General features: G+C 69.2%; 21 protein-coding genes and 1 tRNA gene. 8 read left to right on the forward strand and 14 right to left on the reverse strand.

Going from position 1 to position 24,101, the window contains the following annotated elements; genetic code table 11:
* Position 1: 1 nt before the first annotated feature.
* From BN118_RS14335 to BN118_RS14370, 8 genes are all read right to left on the reverse strand, one after another.
* Positions 2–784 (reverse strand): CPBP family glutamic-type intramembrane protease, encoded by a 783-nt coding sequence (locus tag BN118_RS14335; protein ID WP_010931307.1) that lies wholly within the window; start codon positions 782–784, stop codon positions 2–4.
* Positions 781–1,377 carry an aminoacyl-tRNA hydrolase gene (pth, locus tag BN118_RS14340; protein WP_010931308.1) on the reverse strand — a complete coding sequence of 199 codons (597 nt, stop codon included), beginning with the start codon at positions 1,375–1,377 and terminating at the stop codon, positions 781–783. Before pth ends, BN118_RS14335 begins: the two co-directional genes overlap by 4 nt.
* 128 nt (positions 1,378–1,505) lie before the next feature.
* Positions 1,506–2,120 (reverse strand): 50S ribosomal protein L25/general stress protein Ctc, encoded by a 615-nt coding sequence (locus tag BN118_RS14345; protein ID WP_029443719.1) that lies wholly within the window; start codon positions 2,118–2,120, stop codon positions 1,506–1,508.
* 122 nt (positions 2,121–2,242) lie between these two features.
* On the reverse strand, positions 2,243–3,193 hold the full coding sequence (locus tag BN118_RS14350; protein WP_014905966.1) for a ribose-phosphate pyrophosphokinase: 951 nt from the start codon (positions 3,191–3,193) through the stop codon (positions 2,243–2,245).
* 130 nt (positions 3,194–3,323) lie between these two features.
* Positions 3,324–3,400, reverse strand: a tRNA-Gln gene (locus BN118_RS14355).
* A gap of 1 nt (position 3,401) precedes the next feature.
* Complete coding sequence (ispE, locus tag BN118_RS14360) at positions 3,402–4,301, reverse strand: 4-(cytidine 5'-diphospho)-2-C-methyl-D-erythritol kinase (RefSeq protein ID WP_014905967.1); 900 nt, start codon at positions 4,299–4,301, stop codon at positions 3,402–3,404.
* 48 nt (positions 4,302–4,349) lie between these two features.
* A complete protein-coding gene (gene lolB, locus BN118_RS14365) occupies positions 4,350–4,949 on the reverse strand; it encodes a lipoprotein insertase outer membrane protein LolB (RefSeq protein WP_003818921.1) in 600 nt (199 codons plus the stop codon).
* Positions 4,946–6,838, reverse strand: coding sequence for a tetratricopeptide repeat protein (locus BN118_RS14370; RefSeq protein WP_014905968.1), 1,893 nt, complete (start codon positions 6,836–6,838; stop codon positions 4,946–4,948). The genes lolB and BN118_RS14370 overlap by 4 nt, the downstream gene beginning before the upstream one ends.
* On the opposite strand from BN118_RS14370, the gene mutM reads away from it, so the two are divergent.
* From mutM to BN118_RS14390, 4 genes are all read left to right on the forward strand, one after another.
* The gene (mutM, locus tag BN118_RS14375) at positions 6,837–7,664 is read left to right on the forward strand and encodes a bifunctional DNA-formamidopyrimidine glycosylase/DNA-(apurinic or apyrimidinic site) lyase (RefSeq protein WP_010925978.1); all 828 of its coding nucleotides are present in this window, start codon (positions 6,837–6,839) and stop codon (positions 7,662–7,664) included. The genes BN118_RS14370 and mutM overlap by 2 nt on opposite strands.
* A 90-nt stretch (positions 7,665–7,754) precedes the next feature.
* Entirely contained in the window at positions 7,755–8,708 is a 954-nt protein-coding gene (locus tag BN118_RS14380; protein WP_010931313.1) for an MBL fold metallo-hydrolase, read from the forward strand.
* Between the two features lie 101 nt (positions 8,709–8,809).
* On the forward strand, positions 8,810–10,489 hold the full coding sequence (locus tag BN118_RS14385) for an FAD-dependent oxidoreductase (RefSeq protein ID WP_014905969.1): 1,680 nt from the start codon (positions 8,810–8,812) through the stop codon (positions 10,487–10,489).
* 11 nt (positions 10,490–10,500) lie between these two features.
* On the forward strand, positions 10,501–10,710 hold the full coding sequence (locus tag BN118_RS14390) for a DUF2783 domain-containing protein (RefSeq protein ID WP_003808487.1): 210 nt from the start codon (positions 10,501–10,503) through the stop codon (positions 10,708–10,710).
* A gap of 9 nt (positions 10,711–10,719) precedes the next feature.
* Here the strand turns inward: BN118_RS14390 and BN118_RS14395 are convergent, their stop codons facing one another.
* On the reverse strand, positions 10,720–11,628 hold the full coding sequence (locus tag BN118_RS14395) for a LysR family transcriptional regulator (protein WP_010931314.1): 909 nt from the start codon (positions 11,626–11,628) through the stop codon (positions 10,720–10,722).
* A gap of 182 nt (positions 11,629–11,810) precedes the next feature.
* Here BN118_RS14395 and hmgA point away from each other — a divergent pair, with 182 nt between their 5' ends.
* The gene (gene hmgA / locus BN118_RS14400) at positions 11,811–13,109 is read left to right on the forward strand and encodes a homogentisate 1,2-dioxygenase (protein WP_003818930.1); all 1,299 of its coding nucleotides are present in this window, start codon (positions 11,811–11,813) and stop codon (positions 13,107–13,109) included.
* Between the two features lie 108 nt (positions 13,110–13,217).
* Positions 13,218–14,531 carry a fumarylacetoacetase gene (gene fahA, locus BN118_RS14405; protein WP_003818932.1) on the forward strand — a complete coding sequence of 438 codons (1,314 nt, stop codon included), beginning with the start codon at positions 13,218–13,220 and terminating at the stop codon, positions 14,529–14,531.
* Between the two features lie 125 nt (positions 14,532–14,656).
* Here the strand turns inward: fahA and BN118_RS14410 are convergent, their stop codons facing one another.
* From BN118_RS14410 to BN118_RS14430, 5 genes are all read right to left on the reverse strand, one after another.
* Positions 14,657–16,618: an LTA synthase family protein gene (locus BN118_RS14410; protein WP_010931315.1), complete on the reverse strand. Its 1,962-nt coding sequence runs from the start codon at positions 16,616–16,618 to the stop codon at positions 14,657–14,659.
* 79 nt (positions 16,619–16,697) lie between these two features.
* Positions 16,698–18,020, reverse strand: coding sequence for a sensor histidine kinase (locus tag BN118_RS14415; protein WP_014905970.1), 1,323 nt, complete (start codon positions 18,018–18,020; stop codon positions 16,698–16,700).
* Entirely contained in the window at positions 18,017–18,727 is a 711-nt protein-coding gene (locus BN118_RS14420) for a response regulator transcription factor (protein ID WP_003818936.1), read from the reverse strand. The genes BN118_RS14415 and BN118_RS14420 overlap by 4 nt, the downstream gene beginning before the upstream one ends.
* Before the next feature lie 17 nt (positions 18,728–18,744).
* Positions 18,745–20,160, reverse strand: a complete 1,416-nt coding sequence (locus BN118_RS14425; protein ID WP_010931317.1) for an FAD-binding oxidoreductase — start codon at positions 20,158–20,160, stop codon at positions 18,745–18,747.
* 91 nt (positions 20,161–20,251) lie between these two features.
* Positions 20,252–20,863 (reverse strand): BPTD_3102 family carboxylase-like protein, encoded by a 612-nt coding sequence (locus BN118_RS14430; protein ID WP_003808465.1) that lies wholly within the window; start codon positions 20,861–20,863, stop codon positions 20,252–20,254.
* 278 nt (positions 20,864–21,141) lie between these two features.
* On the opposite strand from BN118_RS14430, the gene BN118_RS14435 reads away from it, so the two are divergent.
* A complete protein-coding gene (locus BN118_RS14435; RefSeq protein ID WP_010931319.1) occupies positions 21,142–22,524 on the forward strand; it encodes a phosphomannomutase/phosphoglucomutase in 1,383 nt (460 codons plus the stop codon).
* A 6-nt stretch (positions 22,525–22,530) separates the two neighbouring features.
* Positions 22,531–24,096 carry a glucose-6-phosphate isomerase gene (pgi, locus tag BN118_RS14440; protein ID WP_003808462.1) on the forward strand — a complete coding sequence of 522 codons (1,566 nt, stop codon included), beginning with the start codon at positions 22,531–22,533 and terminating at the stop codon, positions 24,094–24,096.
* The last annotated feature ends 5 nt before the right edge of the window (positions 24,097–24,101 follow it).

A 24,101-nucleotide genomic window follows, 5' to 3' on the forward strand; every position in this document is an offset into this window, starting at 1 on the left:
TTCAGGCGCCGGCCGGCATCAGTGTCATCAGCAGCCAGATCATCAGTACCGGGCCGCCGTTGAACAGCGCGTGCAGCGCGATCGCCGCGCCGATGCCGCGCCGCACCCGCATCCATCCCAGCACCAGGCCGGTGGCCCATTGGGGCAGCACCAGCAGCGGCAGCAGCCACACGGGGGTCTGGCTGAGCGAGAAGTTGTTCAGGTGGACCGCGGCGAAGGTCAGCGCCACCAGATGGAACACCAGCCCGAAACGGTAGCTGTAGTAGCGGCGCCAGCTGGTGTCCCAGCCGGCCAGCGAGGCGCGTCCTCGGCGCAGCGACAGCCACGCCAGCCAGACCGCCACGGCGACGAGCGCCAGCGTCCAGCCCTGCGCGCCCCACAGGATGGCGGGCAGCACCATGGGGCAGAACCACAGCGCCTGCGCGGGCCGGCGCAGGCCGTAGCGAAACAGCAGTTCTTCGACCAGGGGCGCCCACAATATGGCGGTCAGCCAGGGGATGTTGGCCGGGTCCAGGCGATGCATGGCGCCGCCGGCGCCGGCCACGGTGACGGCGATGGGGCCGAGCGCGAACAGGTTCAGGGCCCACAGCACCGCGGCCCAGGCCAGCAGGCGCGAAGCGCTGACGCCCGGCCGCCAGTCGCTGGCCCAGCCGCTGTCGGCGCGCCGGCCGGGCAGCCGGCCGCGCAGGGTGGGCCGGCACAGGAAGCGCCAGCAATCGGCCAGGTCCTGGCGAAACGTCGTGGCGCGCGCCGCGCCCTGCCGCGCCGTGGTCACGTCGCTCAAGTCCCGTTGGCGCCGTGCAGCTCGCGCGTGGCCAGCGCGAAATCGCCGGCCAGCATCGCCGGCACGACGGCGCGGCAACGGTCGATGACCGTATCGATCTGCTGCTGTTCTTCGCGGCACGGCGGGTGCAGGACGAAGTCGGCGACTTGCTGCGCCAGGCCGAGGCTGCGGGGATGGCCGATGCCGATGCGCAGGCGCCAGAAATTGGGGCTGCCCAGCGCGGCCTGGATGTCTTTCAGGCCATTGTGGCCGGCGTGGCCGCCGCCCTGCTTGATCTTGACCTGCCCCGGCAGGAGGTCGAGTTCGTCATGCAGCACCAGCACCTGTTCGGGCGCCAGCTTGTAGAAGCACGCCACCGCGCCGACGGACTGGCCGGAACGGTTCATGTAGGTGATGGGCTTGAGCAGCACGACGTTCTCGCCCGCGTGGCGCGCCTTGGCGAGCATGCCGAAGAACCCTTTCTCCAGCGCAAACGCGGTGCGCAGGTCGTCGGCCAGGTGGTCGGCGAGCCAGAAACCGGCGTTGTGGCGGGTCGTTTCGTAGTCGGGGCCGGGGTTGCCCAGCCCGACGATCAGGCGAATGGGATCTGACATGGTGGCGTATGCATCGGGACGCGTATTTGTAAAGTACAAAACCCTGCGCATGCAAATCGCATGCGCAGGGTTTCGGGGACGTCGGGCACGAGCCCGCGGCGGACGGTCGTCGCCGCGTCCTGGCGCACTCAGGCGGCAGGTTGCTCGGCGGCAGCGTCGCCTTCGTCAGCGGCACCGCCACCCTTGACGACCGCGGCAGCGATCAGGGGGTTGGTGTCGCCGCCGTGGGCGTTGAACGTCACGCCCTTGGGCAGCTTGATGTCGGCCAGGTGGATCGAACCGCCACCCAGCAGGTCGCCCAGGTTGACTTCGATGAACTGGGGCAGCAGCGCCGGCAGGCAGGTGATGTCCAGTTCGGTCAGCACGTGCGAGATGATCGCGCCGCTCAGCTTGACGGCCGGCGACACTTCGGCGTTGATGAAGTGCAGGGGCACCTTGGTGTGCAGGGCTTGGTTGGCTTCGACGCGCTGGAAGTCGACGTGCATGACTTGCGGCTTGTAGGCGTGCCATTGAACCGAACGCAGCAGCACTTCTTCGGTCTTGCCGCCCTCGATGACCATGTTCAGGATCAACGCGTGGAATTCTTCCTTGCGCAGGGCATGGTAGATCTCGTTGTGATCCAGTTCGATGTTCAGGGGGGCAGCGGTACCGCCGTAAACGATGGCAGGCACGCGGCCCGCGCGGCGCAGGCGGCGGCTCGCACTCGAACCCTGGACGCTACGCGCAGTGGCGTTGAATTTCATGGAAAACTCCAAACAATCTGGCGAATGGATCGCCGGTTAAAACACGCGGCGCGACATGCGCTGCGTGGTTTTTGCGCGCCGCCGCGACCAGCGGCGCGCAAATTCGGGAATACGGGCGCCGATCAGTCGGCAAACAGCGAGCTGACCGACTCGGCGTTGGAAATGCGCAGAATGGTCTCGCCCAGCAGCGCGGCGCACGACAGCTGGCGGATCTTGCCGCAGGCCTGGGCTTGCTCGGACAGCGGGATGGTGTCGGTGACGACCAGCTCGTCCAGCGAGGAGGTCTCGATGCGCTCGATGGCGCCGCCCGACAGCACCGGGTGCGTGCAATACGCGTAGACGGCGCCGGCGCCGCGGTCTTTCAGGGCCTGGGCCGCCTTGCACAGCGTGCCGGCGGTGTCGACCATGTCGTCCATGATGATGCAGGTGCGGCCGTCGACTTCGCCGATGATGTTCATCACTTCCGACACGTTGGCGCGCGGACGGCGCTTGTCGATGATGGCCAGGTCGGCTTCCAGCTGCTTGGCCAGCGCGCGGGCGCGCACCACGCCGCCGATGTCGGGCGACACCACCACCAGGTTCGAGAAATTGCGGCGCCAGATGTCGCCCAGCAGGATCGGACCGGCATAGATGTTGTCGACCGGGATGTCGAAGAAACCCTGGATCTGGTCAGCGTGCAGGTCCATGGTCAGCACGCGGTCGACGCCGGCGACCTGCAGCATGTTGGCCACGACCTTGGCCGAGATCGCCACGCGCGCCGAGCGCGGCCGGCGATCCTGGCGGGCATAGCCGAAATACGGGATGGCGGCGGTGATGCGGCCGGCCGAGGCGCGGCGCAGGGCATCGACCATCACCATGATTTCCATCAGGTTGTCGTTCGTGGGCGCACAGGTGGGCTGCAGCACGAAGACGTCCTTGCCGCGCACGTTCTCGTTGATCTCGACCATCACCTCGCCATCGGAGAAACGACCGACGGTCATTTTTCCCAGCGACATGTCGAGGTGGTTGACTACGTCCACGGCCAGCCGCGTGTTGGCGGTACCCGTGAAAATCATGAAGCTGTCGTTTGCCATGATGTTGATGCAGTGGTCGGTTTCAGGTCACGTACGGAGGTGCGCGCTGAAAATCTCGTAAAACAAAAAAGCTGCTGAACTGGAGCCAGTGTCTGACGGGCGCGTTCAACAGCTTTTTTATGTATTGGTTTGGCTGGGGAGGAAGGATTCGAACCTTCGCATGCCGGAATCAAAATCCGGTGCCTTAACCAGCTTGGCGACTCCCCAACTAGCTTGCAATCCAGTTCCGCAACGGATGCTCAGTCAATCCAGTACTAGCCTGTACCAACCGGAACCCGGGATGCGTATGGCTGGTTGTTTTTCCAGCGACGCGCATTGTAGCGGTTATTTCCTCTTGTGCCAAAACGGCTTCCGGCAGGGTGGGAAATTCGGCGAAAAGACACGCCCCAGATCCCGACATCCGAACACGCAAACCGTGCTCGAAAAGCCAGCGAACAGCCCCTGAAACCTCAGGATACCGCCGCAACACCACCGGCTCCAGATCATTCCTGCCAAAGCAGGAAGTTGGCAAAGCAAGAAAGTCCGCTATTGTGACCGAAGCGCAATCCCTTGTCAAATCGGGGTCGGAAAAAATGACGGCAGTGGGCACGCCGGCGTCGGGCTGCACCACCAGATAGGCCGCCGGCGACAGCGCCACGGCCGTCAGGTCTTCGCCCACGCCCTGCGCGAAGGCCGACTGGCCGAAGACGAAGACCGGAACGTCGGCGCCCAGCGGCAGCGCCAGTTGCATCAACTGGCTGCGCGACAGGCCGGTGCCCCAGAGCCGGTTCAGGGCGATCAGGGTGGTGGCGGCGTCGCTCGATCCGCCGCCCAGGCCGCCGCCCTGCGGGATGCGCTTGTGCAGGCCGATCTGCGCGCCCTGGCGGGTGCCGGTGGCGCGCTGCAGGCTGCGCGCGGCGCGCACGACCAGGTCGTCGGACTCGGCCACGCCAGGCAGTTCGTACGCGCGGCCGATGGCACCGTCGGCGCGCGCTTCGAAATGCAGGGTGTCGGCCAGGTCGATGAAGCGGAACGCGGTCTGCAGCAGATGGTAGCCGTCGGCGCGGCGGCCCACCACGTGCAGAAACAGGTTCAACTTGGCGGGTGCGGGTACGTCGTAGAGCGTCACGGCGGAAGCGAGGGGCTGGGGATGCCCCTATTCTAGACCGCCGCCCGCCTAGGGCTGGGTAATCACCAGCCGCACCAGGATGCGGCGGCCGGGCTCCTGGCGCTGCAACACCAGCAGTTGCGGGCCTTGCGCGTCGTAGCGGCTCAGGCGCGCGTTCCAGCCGTCCTGCTCGAAGGCCGTGGGGCGGCCTTGCGCGTCGCGCTCCAGGCCATCCGGGGCCGCGCCGGCCATCAGGCGGCCGCGCAGCCAGTCGCGCAGCCCCGTCACCGGCACCGGGCTGCCCAGGGCGTCCTCGGCCAGCGCATCGGGATGCTCGGCCGCCAGGCGCTCGCCATTGGCGCGTGTCAGGACGGCCATGCCGGGGCGCCCTTCGACGCGCGCCTCGGTCGAGCCCAGCGGATTGGTCAGGTCCAGCAGATAGCTGCCGCCATCGTCGCGCCACGCGAAACCGCCCTGCACGGCCTGCTGCTTGCCGTCGGACTCGGTGACGGTGATGGCGAACCGGCCCACCCGCGAGAACACGTCCTCGCCCGCGCCGGCCATGGGCTTGGGCACGCTGACGCAGCCGGCCAGCACGGCCAGCAGCAGGAACAGCGTGAATGCGTGCAGCCAGCGGACGGGCGAGCGCGGCGCCGGGCAGGCGCTCACGGGCGCACCTCCAGGCGGCGCATCGTGTCGAGCAGGGCGCGGTTCTTGGGATCCTTGGCGTAGGCGGTGCGCAGCAGTTCGGTGGCGCTGTCGCGCTCGCCCTGCACCCACAGCACTTCGGCCAGGTGGGCGGCGATGTCGGCCTCGGGGCGCAGCGCATAGGCGCGCTTGAGGTACTCGATCGCAGCGGAAGGCTCGCCCATGCGGAATTTGACCCAGCCCATGCTGTCGAGGATGAAGGGATCCTCGGGCGACAGCTCGAGCGCCTGGGTGATGAGGTCCAGCGCCTCGGGCAGCCGCTGGTTGCGGTCGGCCAGCGTGTAGCCCAGCGCGTTGTAGGCATGGGCATGGTCGGGGTCGAGCGCGATGACTTCGCGCAGCAGGCGCTCGAGCTGGTCGATGCGCCCCTGGCGCTCGTACAGCATGGCCAGTTCGTACTTGATCTCGACCGTGTCGGGCATGGCCTTGTCGGCCGCCACCAGGATAGCCACCGCGCGATCGACCTGGTCGGCGTCGCGCAGGATCTGCGCCTTGGTCAGCACGCCCAGCGTGCGCTCTTCGTCGTCCTGCGGATCGGCCCGGTCCACCATGGCCAGCGCGTCGTCGATGCGCCCCTGGCGCGCCCGCAGCGTGGCCTGGCGCATGTGCGCCGAATAGCGCATGGCCGGGTCGTCGATGCGGCCCAGCTCGCGGATGGCTTCGTCGTAGCGGCCCTGGTCTTCGGCGATGCGCGACAGCAGCACGTGGGCGTCGGCCGCGGCGGCGCCGGCGTCGGTGGCGCCCGGCGCGGTGGCCATCTGGCGCTGGTTCTGCACGTCGAGGTATTGCTGCAGGTAGCCGCGCGCCTGGTCCAGGCGTCCCGCCTTGTAGGCCAGCTGGGCCTGCATGAACATCAGGTCGAAATCCTCGGGCGAGCGCCGCGACATCGCCTGCAGCTCGGCCAGCGCGCCGTCGTAGTCGCCGCCGTCGGCGATCTGGCCGGCCAGCATCAGGCGCAGCTTGCGCGCGTCCGGATTGCGGTTGATGAAGGCGCGCGCCTGGTGCTGCGCGCGCGTGGCGTCGACCTTGGCGCCGTATTCGAGCACGCGCTGCGCGGCGGCCTCGGACTTGGGGTCGGCGGCCAGCGCGGCGTAGGCTTCGTTGGCGGCGCGCGGGTAGTCGCCGGCGGCCTGCGCCACGTCGGCCAAGGCCAGGTGGGCGGCGGGCAGCTTGCGGGCGCTGTCGCTGAGCGATTCGTCCAGGATGCGCAGCGCCAGGCGGCGGTCGTTCAGGCGGCTGAGCACGCCCATGGCCTGCACGATGGCCGCCGGCTTGTCGCGCGCCATGTCGATGCGCTTGCGCAGCGCCGTCGCCAGCCCCGAGGTCTCGCCGTTGGCGGCGGCCAGCGCCAGCTCGGTGGAGCTGGCCTCGATATCGTTGGGCGCCAGGCTGGACCAGGCGCGCGCCGCATCCAGGGCGCCCGGCAGATTGCCCCCGGCAAGCTGGAACTCCAGCCCGCGGCGGGCCAGGCGCGGATCGCCCGTCTCGCGCGCCAGCGTCACCAGCGTGGCGGCGGCGGTGCCGTACATGCCGCGCTGGGCGGCCAGTTCGGCGCCGACGATGCGATAGAAGATGTCGGCGGTAAGCGAAACATAGGGCAGTTGCCCCGGCCGCAGGCGGATGACTTCGGTCTCGGGCTGCTTGCTCGGCTGGATCAGGCGCGGGCCGGTGGCATCGCGCGGACGCACCTCGGCGGCCTGCGCGGGTAGGGACTGCAAGCCCGCCAACGCCAGCGCCAGCGCCAGCGCGGCTACTCCGAAATTAATGTGTTTGAGCGACAACTTCACGCGGCCCGTCCGGTTGATGGCACAATCTTCGTACACGCAATTGATGATCTTACACTGGCTCATGCCGGAACTGCCTGAAGTCGAGACCACCCGACGGGGAATCGACACCGTCATAACGGGCCGGACGCTACGCCGCCTGGTCGTGCGCGAAGCGCGCATGCGCTGGCCCATTCCACCCGCCCTGCCCGATCTGCTGGCCGGCCGCACCGTGCTCGAATGCGGGCGGCGCGGCAAATACCTGCTGCTGCGCTTCGACCATGGCGTGCAGATCGTGCACCTGGGCATGTCCGGATCGCTGCGCCGGGTGCCCGAGCAGGAGGCGCCGCGCAAGCACGACCACGTCGACTGGGTTTTCGACCACGCCGTCCTGCGGCTGCACGATCCGCGCCGCTTCGGCGCGGTGCTGTGGCACCCCGACGAGGCCGGCCCGATCGCCGCCCACCCGCTGCTGGCCCGCCTGGGCATCGAACCGTTCGACCCGCGCTTTGACGGCCGCTGGCTGCACGCCTACTTCCGCGGACGCCGGGTCGCCATCAAGCAGGCCCTGCTGGCCGGCGACGCCGTGGTGGGCGTGGGCAACATCTACGCATCGGAAAGCCTGTTTCGCGCCGGCATCGATCCGCGCACGGCCGCCCAGCGCGTCTCGGCGGCGCGCTGCGACCGGCTGGCGGCCGCCATCCGCGCCACCCTGTCGGACGCGCTGGATTCCGGCGGCAGCACGCTGCGCGACTACGTCGGCGCCAGCGGCGAGCCGGGCGCGTATTTCGCCATCCACGCCGCCGTCTACGAGCGCGCCGGCCTGCCCTGCCGCGTGTGCGGCACGCCGATCCGCCGCCTGGTGCAGGGCCAGCGCGCCACGTATTTCTGTCCGAGCTGCCAGAAACGCTAGGGAATTCGTCTATAGCAAACGTATTGCACAAAAAACAAACGCCGCGCTATATTTCCTTCCACGCATTCGTATAAGTGGAAGGAGCCCACCGTGAGCAAACAATTCGCCTCGCATGCCGACCTGGAAGACAAGGTCGTTTCGTTCGAAAAACTCTCCGACAACGCCTACGCCTATACGGCCGAAGGCGACCCCAACACCGGCATCATCGTCGGCGACGACGCGGTCATGGTGGTCGATACCCAGGCCACGCCCGTCATGGCCCAGGACGTGATCCGCCGCGTGCGCGAAGTCACCGACAAGCCCATCAAGTACATCCTGCTGTCGCACTACCACGCCGTGCGCGTGTTCGGCGCCTCGGCCTACGGCGCCCAGGAAATCCTGGCCAGCCGCGACACCTACGACCTGATCGCCGAGCGCGGCGAACAAGACAAGGCCAGCGAGATCGGCCGCTTCCCGCGCCTGTTCCGCAACGTCGAATCGATCCCGCCCGGCCTGGTGTGGCCCACCATGACGTTCAAGGGCGAAATGACGGTCGACCTGGGCAACCTGGAAGTCAAGCTGCTGCAGGTCGGCCGCGGCCATACCAAGGGCGACACCATCGCCTGGCTGCCCGAGCAGAAGATCCTGTTCGCCGGCGATCTGGTCGAGTACCAGTCCACCCCGTACTGCGGCGACTGCTATTTCCGCGAATGGCCGGCCACGCTGGACGCGCTGGCGGGCTTCGAGGCCGAGAAAATGGTCCCGGGCCGCGGCCCGGCGCTCAAGAGCGCCACCGAAGTGCGCCAGGGCCTGGCCGGCACGCGCGCCTTCCTGACCGACCTGTACGCCGCCGTCAACCGCGGCGTGGCCGATGGCAAGGACCTCAAGACGATTTACCGCGAGGTCTACGATTTCATGAAGCCGCGCTACAGCCAGTGGGTGATCTTCGACCACTGCATGCCGTTCAACGTCTCGCGCGCCTACGACGAGGCAACCGGCCACTACGATCCGCGCATCTGGACCGACAAGCGCGACATCGAGATGTGGCAGCAGCTCGAAGGCTGATCGCCCCGCCGCATCGATGGGCCCGGCCGGCGGCCTTTGCGCCGGCCGCGCGCCCTGCATGAACAAAAGACCAAGACATACCCGCCACGCAGGAGACAGTCGTGGGAGACATCGACTACCAGGCGATCGAGTTCGCCTATACGAAATGCGCCGACCAGCAGCGCGACACGCCGGCCCGGCACTGTGTGATCGTGGTGGGCGCGGGCCCGGTGGGCCTGACCACGGCGCTGGACCTGGCGCGGCAAGGCCTGCGGGTCGTGGTGCTGGATGACGACTACCGCCTGTCGACCGGCTCGCGCGCCATCTGCTTCGCCAAGCGCACGCTGGAGATCTGGGACCGCCTGGGCGTGGGCCAGCGCATGGTCGACAAGGGCGTATCGTGGAACGTCGGCAAGGTGTTCTTCCGCGACCAGGAAGTCTGGCGCTTCGACCTGCTGCCCGAGCCCGGGCACCGGCGCCCGGCCTTCATCAACCTGCAGCAGTATTACGCCGAGGGCTACCTGCACGAACTGGCCAGCGCCCAGCCGGGCATCGAGCTGCGCTGGAAAAGCAAGGTGGTGGGCGTGGCGCAGCAGGCCGATGGCGTGCAGGTCACGGTCGACACGCCCGACGGCGCCTACGCCCTGCATGCCGACTGGCTGGTCGCCTGCGACGGCGCGCGCTCGCCGGTGCGCAAGCTGCTGGACCTGGAAACCCATGGCCGGGTATTCAAGGACCGCTTCCTGATCGCCGACGTGAAGATGGCGGCCGATTATCCCGCTGAGCGCTGGTTCTGGTTCGACCCGCCCTTCCACCCCAATCAGTCGGTCCTGCTGCACATGCAGCCCGACAATGTCTGGCGCATCGATTTCCAGCTGGGCTGGAACGCCGACCCTGTCGAGGCCGTCAAGCCCGAGAACGTGCTGCCGCGCATCCGCGCCCTGCTGGGCCCGGACGCCGACTTCGAACTGGAGTGGGTGAGCGTCTACACCTTCGCCTGCGAGCGCATGGACCATTTCCGCCATGGGCGCGTGGTGTTCGCCGGCGATTCGGCCCACCGCGTCTCGCCGTTCGGCGCGCGCGGCGCCAATAGCGGCGTGCAGGACGCCGAGAACCTGGCCTGGAAGCTGAAGCTGGTGCTGGCGGGCCACGCCCCCGAATCGCTGATCGACAGCTACGCCGCCGAACGCGAATACGCCGCCGACGAGAACATCCTGAATTCGTCGCGCTCGACCGACTTCATCACGCCCAAGAGCGAAGTCAGCCGCACCTTCCGCAACGCCGTGCTCAACCTGGCGCGCCAGCATCCGTTCGCGCGCACGCTGGTCAACAGCGGCCGCCTGTCGGTGTCGGCCGCCTACGCCGACTCGCCGCTGAACACGCCCGACAGCGACCCCTATGCCGGCACGATGCGGCCGGGCGCCGTGGCGCTGGACGCGCCCGTACGGGCGGACGCGCAGCCCGGCTGGTGGCTGTCCCAGCTCGATGGCGGGTTCGCGCTGGCGCTGTTCTGCGGCGCCGAGACGCCGCGGGCCGATATGCTGGACGCGCTGCGGGCACTGCAGCAGGACGAGGTGCCCGTGCAGCCCATCCTGGTCTGCGACGCGGGCGCCGCGCCGGCCGCCGCGCCCGCAGGGGTGCGCGTGGTCGAGGACAGCGAAGGCTGGCTGGCCCGCCGCTACGACGCCCGGCCCGGCACCTGCTACCTGATCCGCCCCGACCAACACATTGCGGCGCGCTTTCGCGCCTTCGACGCCCAGGCCGTCCGGCGGGCGCTGGCGCGCGCCATCGGCCGCGCGTAAAGGAGCCCATCATGCCCCTGATCACCACGCCCAACCTGGCGGGCCCCGACAATTTCTACGAAGCGCTGATCGACACGCACCGCGACCTCAGCGACGAACAGAGCCGCGAGCTGAACGCGGCGCTGATCCTGCTGCTGGCCAACCATATCGGCGACATGGCGGTGCTGCGCGCGGCCCTGGAGCACGCGCGCCAGTCCGTCGTCGCCCCGCCGGCGCCCTGAGCCGGCCGTTCAGGGCGCGTCGGCGAACGCCTGCACGATCAGCGCACGCAACCACTGGCTGCCGCTGTCGCGCTGGAAGCGCCGATGCCAGTACAGGTTGGTCTGCAGCGTGGGCATGCGCAGGGGCGGCGTCAGCAAGCCCAGGCCGAAATGCGGGGCGGCGCTGGCCGCCAGTTTCTGCGGCACCGTGGCCAGCAGATCGGTGGTGCTGACGATGTACGGCACCGCCGCGAAATGCGGCACGCTGAAGTGCTCGCCCAGCGTCACGCCGGCGCGCTCCAGCGACTGGTTCACCTGCCCGTAAGGGGTGGCGTGCGACACCACCAGATGATGCGCGGCCCGGAACGCCTTCAGGCTCATGCCCTCGTGCGCGCTGGGATGCCCCTGGCGATACAGCGTGGCGTAGCCCTGGCGAAACAGCATGCGCTGCATGACGGCGCCGCCCAGGTCGGCGAACGCGCCGATCGCCAGGTCGACCCGGCCGGCGTCCATCTCGCGCTGCAGGTCGGCGCCCTGCAGACGCAGCGAATCGATGCGCACGCCCGGCGCATGGCGCGCGCACTGGTCCATCAGGCGCGGCATGAAATGAATTTCCCCGACATCCGACATGGCGATGCGAAAGCGCCGTGTGCTGGCCCGCGGCTCGAAGTCCTGGGTGGCGTCCAGCGCATGCGACAGCAGCGCCAGCGCCTCGCCCACCGGCCCGCCCAGGCGCTCGGCATGCGGCGTGGGCTGCATGCCCTGCGCCGTGCGCACGAACAGATCGTCGCCGCAGGCCGCGCGCAGGCGCCGCAGCGCATTGCTGACCGCCGGCTGCGACAGGTCGAGCTGGCGCGCCACGGCGGAGATGCTGCGCTCCTGCAGCAGGCGCTGGAAGATCACCAGCAGGTTGAGATCGATGTTGCGCAGTTCCGCCATGGAGCACCATTATTCACGAAATTTATAGCCACTATTTTTGCATTCCCGTAGTCATAGCGGGCAATTTTGCGCAGAATGGCTCGAACGCGCTTTTTCCACGGCCGCTTCCCGCGCGCCGCCCCCACGAAAAAAAGCCCGGACGGCCACCGCGCCGAACCAGGCTGCACCGCCAGGAGGCATCCATGTCCTTGCACTATCAGACCGGCTTCGGCAACGCCTGCGCCACCGAGGCCCTGCCCGGCGCCCTGCCCGCCGGCCGCAATTCGCCGCAGATCTGTCCCTACGGCCTGTACGCCGAGCAACTGTCCGGCACGGCCTTCACCGCCCCGCGCGCCGAGAATCGCCGCTCCTGGCTGTACCGCATCCGTCCGGGCGTGCAGCACCTGCCGTTCGCGCCGTTCGCCGGCGCGCAGCGCTGGCTGAGCGACTTCGGCCGCCAGCCGGTCACGCCCAACCAGTTGCGCTGGAGCCCGCTGCCGATGCCGGACGCGCCCACCGATTTCATCGACGGCATGCACACCTGGGGCGGCAACGGCGGCCCCGAGGAGCAAAGCGGCGTGGGCATCCACCTGTACGCGGCCAACCGCTCGATGCAGGGGCGCTTCTTCTACAACGCCGACGGCGAAATGCTGATCGTGCCGCAGCAGGGCCGCCTTCGCCTGGCCACCGAGCTGGGCCTGATCGACATCGAACCCTATGAAATCGCCGTCGTCCCGCGCGGCGTGCGCCTGCGCGTCGAACTGCTCGACGACGTGGCGCGCGGCTACGTGCTGGAGAACTTCGGCACGGCCATGCGCCTGCCGGAACTGGGCCCCATCGGCTCGAACTGCCTGGCCAACGCGCGCGACTTCCAGATCCCGGTGGCCTGGTACGAAGACGTCGAGGGCGATTTCGAGCTCATCGCCAAGTTCACCGGCGGCTTCTGGCGCGCGCCGATCACCCATTCGCCGCTGAACGTGGTGGCCTGGCACGGCACGCACGCGCCCTACAAGTACGACCTGCGCAACTTCAACACGGTCGGTTCGATCAGCTACGATCACCCCGATCCGTCGATCTTCACCGTGCTGACGTCGCCCTCGGACACCCCGGGCACCGCGAACATGGATTTCGCCATCTTCCCGCCGCGCATCCTGGCGATGGAGAACACGTTCCGTCCGCCCTGGTTCCACCGCAATATCGCCAGCGAATTCATGGGCCTGATCCACGGCGTCTACGACGCCAAGGCCGAAGGCTTCGCGCCGGGCGGCGCCAGCCTGCACAACTGCATGAGCGGCCATGGCCCGGACGCCGATACCTTCGAGAAAGCCAGCCACGCCGATACCAGCCAGGCCCACTACATTCGCGATACCATGGCCTTCATGTTCGAGACGCGCCGCGTGATCCGCCCCACGGCGCAGGCCCTGGCTTCGCCCCAGCGCCAGGATGACTACTATCAGTGCTGGCAGGGGTTGCAGAAGCACTTCGACCCCGAACAGGCCTGAGCCCGCGACGCCCCGGCGCCGGCATGCAGCGGCGATGAGCGCGATGTTCATCGCCGTTGGGCATTGCGGCCCGGCCATTTTCCGATTCAAAAGCAGAGACAAGCAGCCATGAGCAAGCTCAACGAAACCCACGATCCAGCCCTGCAAAGCTGGGTTGCCAGCGCCAACGCCGCCGACACCTCGTTCCCGATCCAGAACCTGCCGTTCGCCGCGTTCCGCCGCAAGGGTACGCAGGACCCGTTCCGCCCCGGCGTGGCGATCGGCGACGCCATTGTCGACCTGGCGGCGCTGGCCGCCCAGGCGCCGTTCGACGGCGCCGCCGCGGCCGCGCTGGCCGCCTGCCAGGGCGAACGGCTCAACGCGCTGATGGCGCTCGACCAGGCGCACTGGAGCGCGCTGCGCCTGGCGCTGTCGCGCGCGCTGCGCGCGGGCTCGGCCCTGCAGGCGCGCATCGAGCCGCTGCTGGTGGCGCAGGCCGAGGCCGAATACACCACGCCGGCGCACATCGGCGACTACACCGATTTCTACATCTCGGTGCACCACGCCACCGCCGTGGGCAAGCAGTTCCGCCCCGACAACCCCCTGCTGCCCAACTACAAGTGGGTGCCCATCGGCTATCACGGCCGCGCCTCCAGCATCGGCGTGGACCAGCGCTTTGCGCGCCCGGTCGGCCAGACCCGTCCGGCGGCCGAAGGCGAGGCGCCGCAGTTCGGCCCGTGCCAGCGGCTGGACTACGAACTGGAGCTGGGCATCTTCGTGGGCCGCGGCAACGCGCAGGGCGAGCGCATCGCGCTGGGCGAAGCCGAATCGCACGTGTTCGGCCTGTGCATCCTGAACGACTGGTCCGCGCGCGACATCCAGGCCTGGGAATACCAGCCGCTGGGCCCCTTCCTGGCCAAGAACTTCGCCTCCACGATTTCGCCCTGGATCGTCACGCTGGAAGCGCTGGAGCCCTTCCGCGCCGCGTGGACGCGCGACGCCGCCGACCCGCAGCCGCTGCCGTACCTGGAATCGGCCGAGAATCGCGCGCACGGCGCGTTCGACGTGCAGATGGAAGTGCTGATCTCGACCGAGCAGTCGCGCGCCAAGCATGCGCAGCCGGCACTGCTGTCGCGCAGCAACTTCCGCGACGCCTACTGGAACATCGCGCAGCTGGTGGCCCACCACACGGTCAACGGCTGCAACCTGCAACCCGGCGACATGATGGGCACCGGCACGCTGTCCGGCCCGCAAGCCTCCGAGGCAGGCTCGCTGCTGGAGCTGACCAACGGCGGCAAGCAGCCGCTCGACCTGCCCTGGGGCGAACAGCGCACCTTCCTGCAGGACGGCGACCAGATCATCATGCGCGCCGAATGCAGCAAGCCCGGCTATCCCCGCATCGGCTTCGGCGATTGCGTGGGAACCGTGCTGGCCGCCAAGTAATCCCCTCCGGTGCCTGGCTCCCCGGGCACCATCTCCCGCAGGCCCACAATGCCCCACGGGTGCCAGGCTCCGGCTTGCCGAAGGTGCCTGTCCCAACCGGGACAGGCACCTTTTTCCTTGCGGGCCTACTTCGGCAGCTTGTAGCGCTCTTCGCGGTACGCCCAGCTGGGCCACAGGGCGAAGGCCAGCGCCTCGTCGCGCAACGCCGGGTCGAGGTCGATGGGGACGTACTTCTCGTCGCGCATGGACGCCGCCGCCGTATAGCGGTACTCGCGCGGGTCCTTGCCGGGCTCGATGACCAGCAGCGAATCGCCCTTCAGGTAGCCGAAGTTGTCGCCATACTGCATGATGGCCCGGTTGGGGTCGCGCTGGGTCAGGTCGCTGCCCAGCATGGGGTTGACGTTGTCCAGGCCGATCAGCGACAGCAGGGTCGGCCCCATGTCGATCTGGCTCACGATGCGATCGTCGCTGCGCGGCGGGACCGTGCCGCCGAGGATCAGCGCCGGGATCTGGAAATGCCGCACCGGCACCAGGTTGGCGCCATACACGCGCGAATCGTGGTCGGCGATCACCAGGAACACGGTGTTGTCCCAGTACGGCGCCTTCCTGGCCTTGTCGAAGAACTGGCCCATGGCCCAGTCGGCGTAGCGCACGGTGTTGTCCACCGAGGCCGGGTCGCCCACCGGCTCGATGCGTCCTGCCGGATATTCCCACGGCGAGTGGTTGCTGACCGAGAAGGCCAGCGTGAAGGTGGACTTGCCGTCGTCGGCGCGCAGCAGGCGATCGAGCTGGTTGAACATGTCCTCGTCGGACGCGCCCCACGACCCCACGAACACCGGATCGACGAACGACTGGCGGTCGATCACCTCGTTGAAGCCGTTGCCCAGGAAGAAGCCGCGCATGTTGTCGAAGTGCGCTTCGCCGCCGTAGATGAAGCGCGAATGGAAGCCGTGGCGGCCCAGCAGGTCGGCCAGGGTGAAGAAGCCGGTCTGCGAGCGCGGCAGCTTCAGCACCGCCTCGGCCACGGTGGGCAGGAAGCCCGCGGTGACCGCCTCCAGGCCGCGCACCGAGCGCGTGCCGGTGGCATAGGCGCGGTTGAACATCCAGCCGTCCTTGGCCAGGCGATCCAGCTGGGGCGTGAGGTCGCGCCCGCCCAGGCTGCCCACGTACTGCGCGCCCAGGCTCTCCTGCAGGATGATCACCAGGTTGAGCGGCTTGTCGCGGCGCACGGTGGCCGTCTGCTTGTGCAGGCTGGGGTAGCGGGCGTCCAGCGGCGGATCTTCCAGCCCGGCCGCCGCCCGCACGATGCGGTTCATCTCCTCGGTTTTCATGGGCGGATACAAGGCGGCCGACGAGCGCTCGTCCTGCATGCGATAGGCCGCGTCCAGCACGTTGCCCAGCGAATTGAGCGGCAGCGTGTTGACCATGGCGTCGCTGCTGAAGGCCACCATGGAGGCATTGATGGGCCGGTGCTGCAGGGTGCCGCGCGCGGCCAGCACCACCACGGCCAGCACCGCCAGGGTGACGAAGGGGCGCTTCCACCACTTCATGAAGCCGTCCTGGCGGCCGGTGGGAAACAGCCGCACGGCCAGCCAGGCGGCCAGCACCAGCACCACGAAGGATGCCAGCAGCACGCCCTTGTAGCCTTCCCACAGCATGGAGGCGACTTCGCGCGGATGCACCAGGTACTCGAAATACAGGCGGTTGGGCCGGGTGTCGTATTCGGCGATGAACTGCGGCGTGGATACTTCCAGCAACACAAACAGCATCCACCAGACGCGATACCACCATGCCGTGGCGCTGGCGGCCCAGGCGCGGTGCCCGAACCACGGCGCCAGCACGGCCGGCAAGGCCAGGACCAGGGCCAGCAGGCGCAGGTCCATGCGCAGGCCGCCGAGCATGATGGGGCCCAGGCCGCCGGCGGCCTGGACGCGTTCCCATTGCCAGGCGGACAGGCCCAGCCGGCTGAGTGTCAGCAGAACCAGGATAGCGATCGCGAAACGTATGGTCAGCCTGCGCACGGGATTCCTCGTCGGCGGCGGGAGGGCCAGGGCCTCGTCCGCCTCGTTGCAAAAAAAGACGCGCAAGCATACCTGTTGGGCGTCAAATCGATGTCAAATTTTGTGTAGCCAAGATCGTCCACCAAATGGACGAATGCAATCCGGATCAGGTAAAGCGCAGCACGAACCGCGTGCCGCGCGCCGGGCCGTCGCGCTCGGAATCGACCGAAAGCTGCCAACCCTGCATGTCGCACACGCGCTTGGCGATGGCCAGCCCCAGGCCGCGCGGCAATTCGTTCGAACCGTTGTCCGCGCTATCGCGCAACCGCCCGCTGTAGAAGCGCTGGAACACGAACGGCAGCTCTTCGGCGGCGATGCCGCGGCCATCGTCGCGCAATTCGAGGGCGCCATCGGGGCGCAGCGCCGCCGTGAGCGTGGCCGGGGCCGCGTGTTCGATGGCGTTGCGCACCAGGTTGCGCAGCACGGTCAGCATGGCGTAGCGGTCCAGCACGTGCGCGCTGCCGGCCGGAATGCGGTTGGCGAACGCCAGGCCGGCCGCTTCGGCGTTGACCTCCAGCCCGCGCCAGGCGTCGTCCATGCAGGCGGCCAGATCGACGCGCTCGGGCGCGCGCGGCTCGTCGCGCGCCATGGCCCGGGCGCTCTCCAGCGCCGTCGACACGTTGTCCACGTTGGCCACGATGCGCACCAGCCGGGTGCGCTGGCCCTCGTCCAGCCCGGCGGCCAGCAGCATCATCTCGCTGTCGGAGCGGATCGCCGCCAGCGGCGTGCGCACCTCGTGGCTGACGTTGACCGAAAACTCGCGCTCGCGCGCAATCGAACGGTCGACCTGGTTCTGGACCCGGTTGAACGCCTCGATCAGGCGGCCCGCCTCGTCGTCGCGGGTGAAGGCCAGGTCGGGCGCGCCCGGCGCCCAGTTGGCCAGGCGGCGGGTCAGCTCGACCAGCGGGCCGACCGCCACGCCGGCCACCCGCCGCGAGATGCCATAGGCGGCCACGATGCAGATGGCGCCCACGCCCAGCACGAACAGGCCGAAATCATGGACCCGGGCCTCGTTGTCGGTGGCGTCGTAGAGCACGTAGATACGCGCGTCCTCCACATCGGCCACCATGACGTGCCAGGTTTCGGCGCCGGGCTCGAGCAGATGCATGCCGACGCCCAGGCCGTGCAGCGGCGGCGGCAGGTCGGACTGCGCGGCGCCCGCGCGCACCAGCCAGGCGCGCATCGCGCCGCCCAGTTCGCGCGCCCCGCGGTCGGGCCGGAAGTGGTCGTCGGCGGCCACGTGCTGGATCAGGCGGTCGGTCTCGGTGGACAGGATGTCGTTGACGAGATCGTCTTCCATCTTGTCGAACGTCAGGTACGACAGCAGCACCAGGGCGGTGACGAACAGCGCCACGCTGCCGGTCAATGCCCACACGACGCGCTGCGTCAGCGATCCCGATCCATTGCCGGAAACAGGCCGTGCACTCATGCGCCACCCGCCGGCAGCGCCAGCCGCCAGCCCGTTCCGTGCACGGTTTCGATGCCGTCGAACCCGGCATCGGCCAGCGCGCGGCGCAGCAGATGCACCTGGCTGCGCAAGGCGTCCGAGGACGGCGGGTCGTCGCCCCACAGGGCGTTTTCGAGCTGCTCGCGCGAGACCACCCGGCCGGGATCGCGCAGCAGCACCTCGACGATCATGCCGCACTTGCGGGTGAGGTGCACCGGTTTGCCGTGCACCGCGACCTCGCGCGTGGCGCTGTCGAACTGCAGGGGGCCGAAGCTGCGCAGGCTATCAACCACGGCGCCGCGCGAGCGCTGGATCAGGGCCAGCAGGCGCGCCTCGACCTCGGCCAGCGCGAACGGCTTGGTCAGGTAATCGTCGGCGCCATGCGCGAAGCCGGCCAGCTTGTCGTCCAGGCCGTCGCGGGCGGTGAGCATCAGCACCGGCAAGGCGGCGCGCCGCTCGACGCGCAGCGCGTGCAGCACGGCATGGCCATCCATGCCGGGCAGCCCGACGTCCAGCACCATGGCGTCGAAAGGGTGTTCGTCCAGCAGGGCCAGCGCCGAGCGGCCATCGTAGGCGGCGTCCGGCACGAAGCCGCGCACCTGCAGGTAGTCGTACAGGTTGGCCGCGATGGTGAGATCGTCCTCGACGATCAGGACGCGGAAATGCCGGTTGGCGGGCGCGGCGGTCATGGCGGCGGCGGGGCGCGTCAGGCCTGCAGGACCTTGCCGGGATTGAGCAGGCCGCGCGGATCGAGCGCCACCTTGAGCCGCTTCATCAGGGCCAGCTCGACGGCGCTCTTGTAGCGCGGCAATTCATCGCGCTTGAGCTGCCCCACGCCATGCTCGGCGCTGATCGAGCCCGCGAACGCCTGCACGCTGTCGTGCACCACGTCGTACACCTGCGACTGCAGCCCCAGCAGGTCGGCTTCGGTCTGGCCCGGCCCGCGCGCCACGTTGTAATGCAGATTGCCATCGCCCAGGTGGCCGAAGATCACATTGCGCACCCCGGGAAAACGCCCCTGCAGCAGGCCGTTGGTCTGGTGCACGAAGGCGGCGATGGCGGAGATGGGAATGGACACATCGTGCTTGATCGACTTGCCCAGTTCGGCCTCGGCCAAGGGAATGCTCTCGCGCAGGTGCCAGAGCGCCTGGCTTTGCGCCAGGTTCTCGGCGATGGCCGCGTCGGCGACCAGCCCGTCCTCGATGGCCGCGCCCACCACCGCCTCGAAGCGCGCGCGGGCATGCGCTTCGCTCTCGCTGTCGGACAGCTCCAGCAAGGCAAACCAGGGCGAGTCCGCGCTGGCGCCGTCGAACGGCAGGCGCTGTTGCGGAAACAGCCGGGTGACGGCCTGCAGGCAATCGGCCGCCATCAGTTCGAAACCGGTAAGCGAAGCGCCAAAGCCGCCGCGCGCGCGCGACAGCACCTCGACCGCCGCATCGATGCTGTCCAGCGCCAGCAAGGCGGTGCAGGTTGCCACCGGCAAGGGAAACAGCTTGAGCGTGGCGGCGGTGATGATGCCCAGCGTACCTTCGCTGCCCACGTACAGGTCGCGCAAATCGTAGCCGGTGTTGTCCTTGCGCAGGCCGCGCAGGCCGTTCCAGATCTCGCCTTCGGCGGTCACCACTTCCAGGCCCAGCGTCAGTTCGCGCGCATTGCCGTAGCGCAGCACCTGCGTGCCGCCCGCGTTGGTGGCCAGGTTGCCGCCGATGGTGCAGCTGCCCTCGGCGGCCAGGCTGAGCGGAAACAACCGGCCGGCCTGCTCGGCCGCCTGCTGCACGGCCTGCAGCACGCAACCGGCTTCCACCGTGATCGTGTCGTTGTCGGTATCGATGGCGCGCACGCGGTTCAGCCGCGTGGTGGACAGCACCACGGCGCTGCCGCTGTCGTCCGGCGTGGCGCCGCCGCACAGGCCGGTGTTGCCGCCCTGCGGCACCAGCGGGGCGCCATGCGCCTGGCACAGCCTGACCACCGCCGCGACTTCCTCGGCGCTGCCCGGCCGCGCCACGGCCAGCGCGCGGCCACGATAGCGCCGGCGCCAGTCCTGCAGGAACGGTTCGGCGTCGTCGCCGGTCAGCACATGGGACGGGCCCAGCAGGGCCTGCAATTCTCTTGGCAAGGTCATGGTTCGGCGCGCTCGCTGCGGCGGGCCCCGCCGGGCCCGCGATACGGAATCGGCTTATTGTAGTGGGAGGCGGCAACGGCCGGCGCGCCCCTCAGCTGGCAATGCGGTCCAGTTGCGAGCCGGTCAGGCCCGAGCAGAAGGCGGGCGATGCGATGCGGTCCATCAGGAAGGCGCGGTCGGCCTGGGCCAGGCCGGGCAGCTTGGCCAGCGCCTGGTAGGCGCGCCGCAGCGCCTCGCCCCGGGTCGCGCCGTAGGTAAGCAGGTGCGCGCCGCGCCGCCCGCTGTCGGCGCAGGCGCTGATGCGCACTTCGAGCGCGTGGCCGCCGGAAGCGGCATCGGCCGCCGGTCCGCCTTGCTGCAGGCCGCACAGGCGCGCCTCGATCATGCGGAACATGCCCGTGCCCACGTCCAGCGAGAACACGACCGTGCCGATGCCGCGCCAGCCGCGATCGCGGGCGATGCGCACCGCCACGCCGCGCAGGGTTGCCTCCAGGCGGGCGGACAGGCGCGGCGCCGGGCATTCGGCGATCAGCACCCGCGCGGCGCGCCAGACACAGCGCTCCCAGGCACGGCCGGCCTCGACGCTGCCGTCGATGCCCGCGTGCACGGGGATATCCAGCCGGCGTTCGCCGCCGGCAGTCAGGTCGACCCGGCCCGGCGCCATGCGCCGGCGTGTCGAGACGAACGAAATATCGGCGCTCATCGGCCACCTCCCGTTCAAGTCCGTCAATAACGATAAGCGTATCACCTTCTGGCTTATGCAATTTTCGTGCCGCGCTTATTCCTACGCCGCGCCGGCCATGCGCGCCCTCGCCGAGGGCCTGGCCGGCACCGCGCCGGGGCCGGACGCACCGAAATCGGGCGCGGCGCGGGGGACGGGGCCGAAATCGGGGATAATTCCGGTCATGGCCGGCCGGCGGCCGGCGGACACAACCCGCGGCGGACTTGCGCCCGCCGCTTCAGCATTGGACAAGGATTTCCGTGGCGCACCCCTTTCCCGCATCGGTCTACAAGGCGTACGACATCCGTGGCTCGGTTCCCGACCAGCTCGACCCGGTATTCGCCCGGGCGCTGGGCCGCGCCCTGGCCGCCAGCGCCCGCGCGCAGGGCATCGGCGCCCTGGTGGTCGGCCGCGACGGCCGCCTGAGCAGCCCCGACCTGGCCGGCGCGCTGCAGGAAGGCATCATGGAAGGCGGCGTGGACACCCTGGACATCGGCCAGGTGCCCACGCCGCTGGTCTATTTCGCGGCGCACATCCAGGGCACGGGCTCGGGCGTGGCGGTCACCGGCAGCCACAACCCGCCGCAGTACAACGGCTTCAAGATGATGATGGGCGGCCAGGCCCTGTACGGCCCGGCCGTGCAGGCGCTGCGCCCGGCCATGCTGGCGCCGGCTGCGGCGCCGGGCACCTGGGGCGAACGCCGCCAGCTCGATGTCGTCCCCGCCTATATCGAGCGCATCGTGTCCGACGTGAAGCTGGCGCGCCCCATGAAGATCGCCGTCGACTGCGGCAATGGCGTGGCCGGCGCCCTGGCGCCGCAACTGTTCCGCGCGCTGGGTTGCGAAGTGGACGAGCTCTATTGCGAGGTCGACGGCACGTTTCCCAACCACCATCCCGACCCGGCCGAACCGCGCAACCTGCAGGACCTGATCGCCCATGTCACCAGCACCGACTGCGAGCTGGGCCTGGCCTTCGACGGCGACGGCGACCGCCTCGGCGTGGTGACCAAGTCCGGCCAGATCATCTGGCCCGACCGCCAGCTGATCCTGTTCGCCCGCGACGTGCTGGCCCGCTGTCCCGGCGCGACCATCATCTATGACGTCAAGTGCAGCCAGCACGTGGGCGTGGCCATCGAGCAAAGCGGCGGCGTGCCGCTGATGTGGCAGACTGGCCATTCGCTGGTGAAGGCCAAGCTGGCCGAGACCGGCGCGCCGCTGGCCGGCGAGATGAGCGGCCATATCTTCTTCAAGGAGCGCTGGTACGGCTTCGACGACGGCCTGTACACCGGCGCCCGCCTGCTGGAAATCGTCTCCCGCGAAACCGATGCGTCGCGCCCGCTGGAGGCCCTGCCGCAGGCGCTGTCGACCCCCGAGCTCAAGCTGGAGATGGCCGAGGGCGAGCCGCATGCGCTGATCGCCGCCCTGCAGCAGCAGGGCGAGTTCGCCAGCGCCAGCCGGCTGGTTACGATAGACGGCGTGCGCGCGGAATACCCGGACGGCTTCGGGCTGGCGCGCGCCTCCAATACCACCCCCGTCGTCGTGCTGCGCTTCGAAGCGGAGACCGAGCCGGGCCTGGCCCGCATCCAGCAGGAATTCCGCCAGCAGCTGCTGCGGCTGGCTCCGCAAGCCAAACTGCCCTTCTGACCACTCATGCCTACACCGCTGCCCTCCAGTTCCGCCTGGCTCGCGTTCGCCGACGCGGCGCGCCACTCGTCGCGCCGCGGCGCCCGGTTGCGCGTCATCGAAGCGGCGGGGCTGCGGGTGGACCTGACCGCCCAGGCGCACTCCGACGACCTCGACAGCGCCGCCGAGGACCTGCTGGCGCAGCAGGATTTCGACAACGCCCGCGCCCAGCTGTTCGACGGCGGCCCGGCCAACTGGACCGAACACCGCCCGGCCTGGCACACGGCGCTGCGCGCCGCCCGGCCGCCCACGCCGGTGGCCGGCGCCATCCTGGGCGAGCGCGACAGGCTGCGCCGCTTCGTGCAGGACGCCGACATGCGCGGCGCCTACCGCCATGTGCTGCACCTGGGCATAGGCGGCAGCGACTGGGGCCCGCGCATGGTCACGCGCGCGCTGCGCCACAACGGCCTCAAGCGCGAAGTGCGCTTCGCCTCCAACGTCGATTCGCATGCGGTCGCCGACGCGCTGCATCATCTCGACCCGCACGATACGCTGATCATCGTGGCGTCCAAGTCGTTCACCACGACCGAGCCGCTCGCCAATGCCGAAGTCGCCATGAACTGGTTGCGCAACGCCGGCGTGGCCGACCCGGTGCGGCAGGTCGTGGCGATCACCGCCAACGTCGACGCGGCGCTGGATTTCGGCATTTCGCCGCAGCACATCTTCCGTTTCTGGGACTGGGTGGGCGGCCGCTATTCGCTGTGGTCCGCCATCGGGTTGCCGGTGGCGCTGGCGCTGGGCTGCGATGCGCTGGACGAACTGCTGGCCGGCGCCGCCGCCATGGACCAGCATTTCCTGCATACGCCGATGCGCCGCAACGCGCCGCTGCAGATGGCGCTGGCGGGCGTGGCCAACCGCAGCGTGCTGGGCTACGGCTCGCTGGCGATCACGCCCTACGATTCGCGCCTGACGCACCTGGTGCCATGGGCGCAACAGCTGGAGATGGAGTCGCTGGGCAAGGTCGCCGGCCATGACGGCTCGCCGGCCGGCGTTCCCACCGGCCCCGTGGTCTGGGGCATGACGGGCACCGACTGCCAGCACACCTTCTTCCAGTGGCTGCACCAGGACACGGCCGGCGCGCCGGTGGATTTCATCGTCTGCGAGCAGGCCGACCATCCCTACGACCACTTCCACAAGCTGCTGATCGCCAACTGCCTGGCGCAACGCGCGGCGCTGCTGCGCGGCAAGCCGTTCGACGAAGCGCTCAAGGAAGCGCGGCTGGTCGAGTCCGACCCGCAGCAGGCCGAGATCCTGGCGCACCACCGCGTGCATCCGGGCGGACGCCCGTCCACGCTGATCATGCTGCCGCGCCTGTCGGCCCACGCGCTGGGCGCGCTGCTGGCCATGTACGAACACAAGGTGTTCGCGCAGGGCGTGCTGTGGGGGATCAACCCGTTCGACCAGTGGGGCGTGGAATACGGCAAGGCGTTGGCGCGCAATATCATCCGCGAGCTGGAGAACCCGTCGAGCGAGGTGAACCAGCAGGACCCCTCGACCCGCTACTGGATCGACGCGCTGCGCAAGCAGCCCTAGGAACG

This window comes from Bordetella pertussis 18323, assembly GCF_000306945.1.
Lineage (GTDB): Bacteria > Pseudomonadota > Gammaproteobacteria > Burkholderiales > Burkholderiaceae_B > Bordetella > Bordetella pertussis.

Excerpts from the sequence above, each read along its gene's own strand:
- pth (WP_010931308.1), bottom strand. The coding sequence starts at position 1,377 with ATGTCAGATCCCATTCGCCTGATCGTCGGGCTGGGCAACCCCGGCCCC.
- BN118_RS14345 (WP_029443719.1), bottom strand. The coding sequence starts at position 2,120 with ATGAAATTCAACGCCACTGCGCGTAGCGTCCAGGGTTCGAGTGCGAGC.
- BN118_RS14350 (WP_014905966.1), bottom strand. The coding sequence starts at position 3,193 with ATGGCAAACGACAGCTTCATGATTTTCACGGGTACCGCCAACACGCGG.
- mutM (WP_010925978.1), top strand. The coding sequence starts at position 6,837 with ATGCCGGAACTGCCTGAAGTCGAGACCACCCGACGGGGAATCGACACC.
- BN118_RS14370 (WP_014905968.1), bottom strand. The coding sequence starts at position 6,838 with ATGAGCCAGTGTAAGATCATCAATTGCGTGTACGAAGATTGTGCCATC.
- BN118_RS14390 (WP_003808487.1), top strand. The coding sequence starts at position 10,501 with ATGCCCCTGATCACCACGCCCAACCTGGCGGGCCCCGACAATTTCTAC.
- BN118_RS14395 (WP_010931314.1), bottom strand. The coding sequence starts at position 11,628 with ATGGCGGAACTGCGCAACATCGATCTCAACCTGCTGGTGATCTTCCAG.
- hmgA (WP_003818930.1), top strand. The coding sequence starts at position 11,811 with ATGTCCTTGCACTATCAGACCGGCTTCGGCAACGCCTGCGCCACCGAG.
- fahA (WP_003818932.1), top strand. The coding sequence starts at position 13,218 with ATGAGCAAGCTCAACGAAACCCACGATCCAGCCCTGCAAAGCTGGGTT.
- BN118_RS14415 (WP_014905970.1), bottom strand. The coding sequence starts at position 18,020 with ATGAGTGCACGGCCTGTTTCCGGCAATGGATCGGGATCGCTGACGCAG.
- BN118_RS14420 (WP_003818936.1), bottom strand. The coding sequence starts at position 18,727 with ATGACCGCCGCGCCCGCCAACCGGCATTTCCGCGTCCTGATCGTCGAG.
- BN118_RS14425 (WP_010931317.1), bottom strand. The coding sequence starts at position 20,160 with ATGACCTTGCCAAGAGAATTGCAGGCCCTGCTGGGCCCGTCCCATGTG.
- BN118_RS14430 (WP_003808465.1), bottom strand. The coding sequence starts at position 20,863 with ATGAGCGCCGATATTTCGTTCGTCTCGACACGCCGGCGCATGGCGCCG.
- pgi (WP_003808462.1), top strand. The coding sequence starts at position 22,531 with ATGCCTACACCGCTGCCCTCCAGTTCCGCCTGGCTCGCGTTCGCCGAC.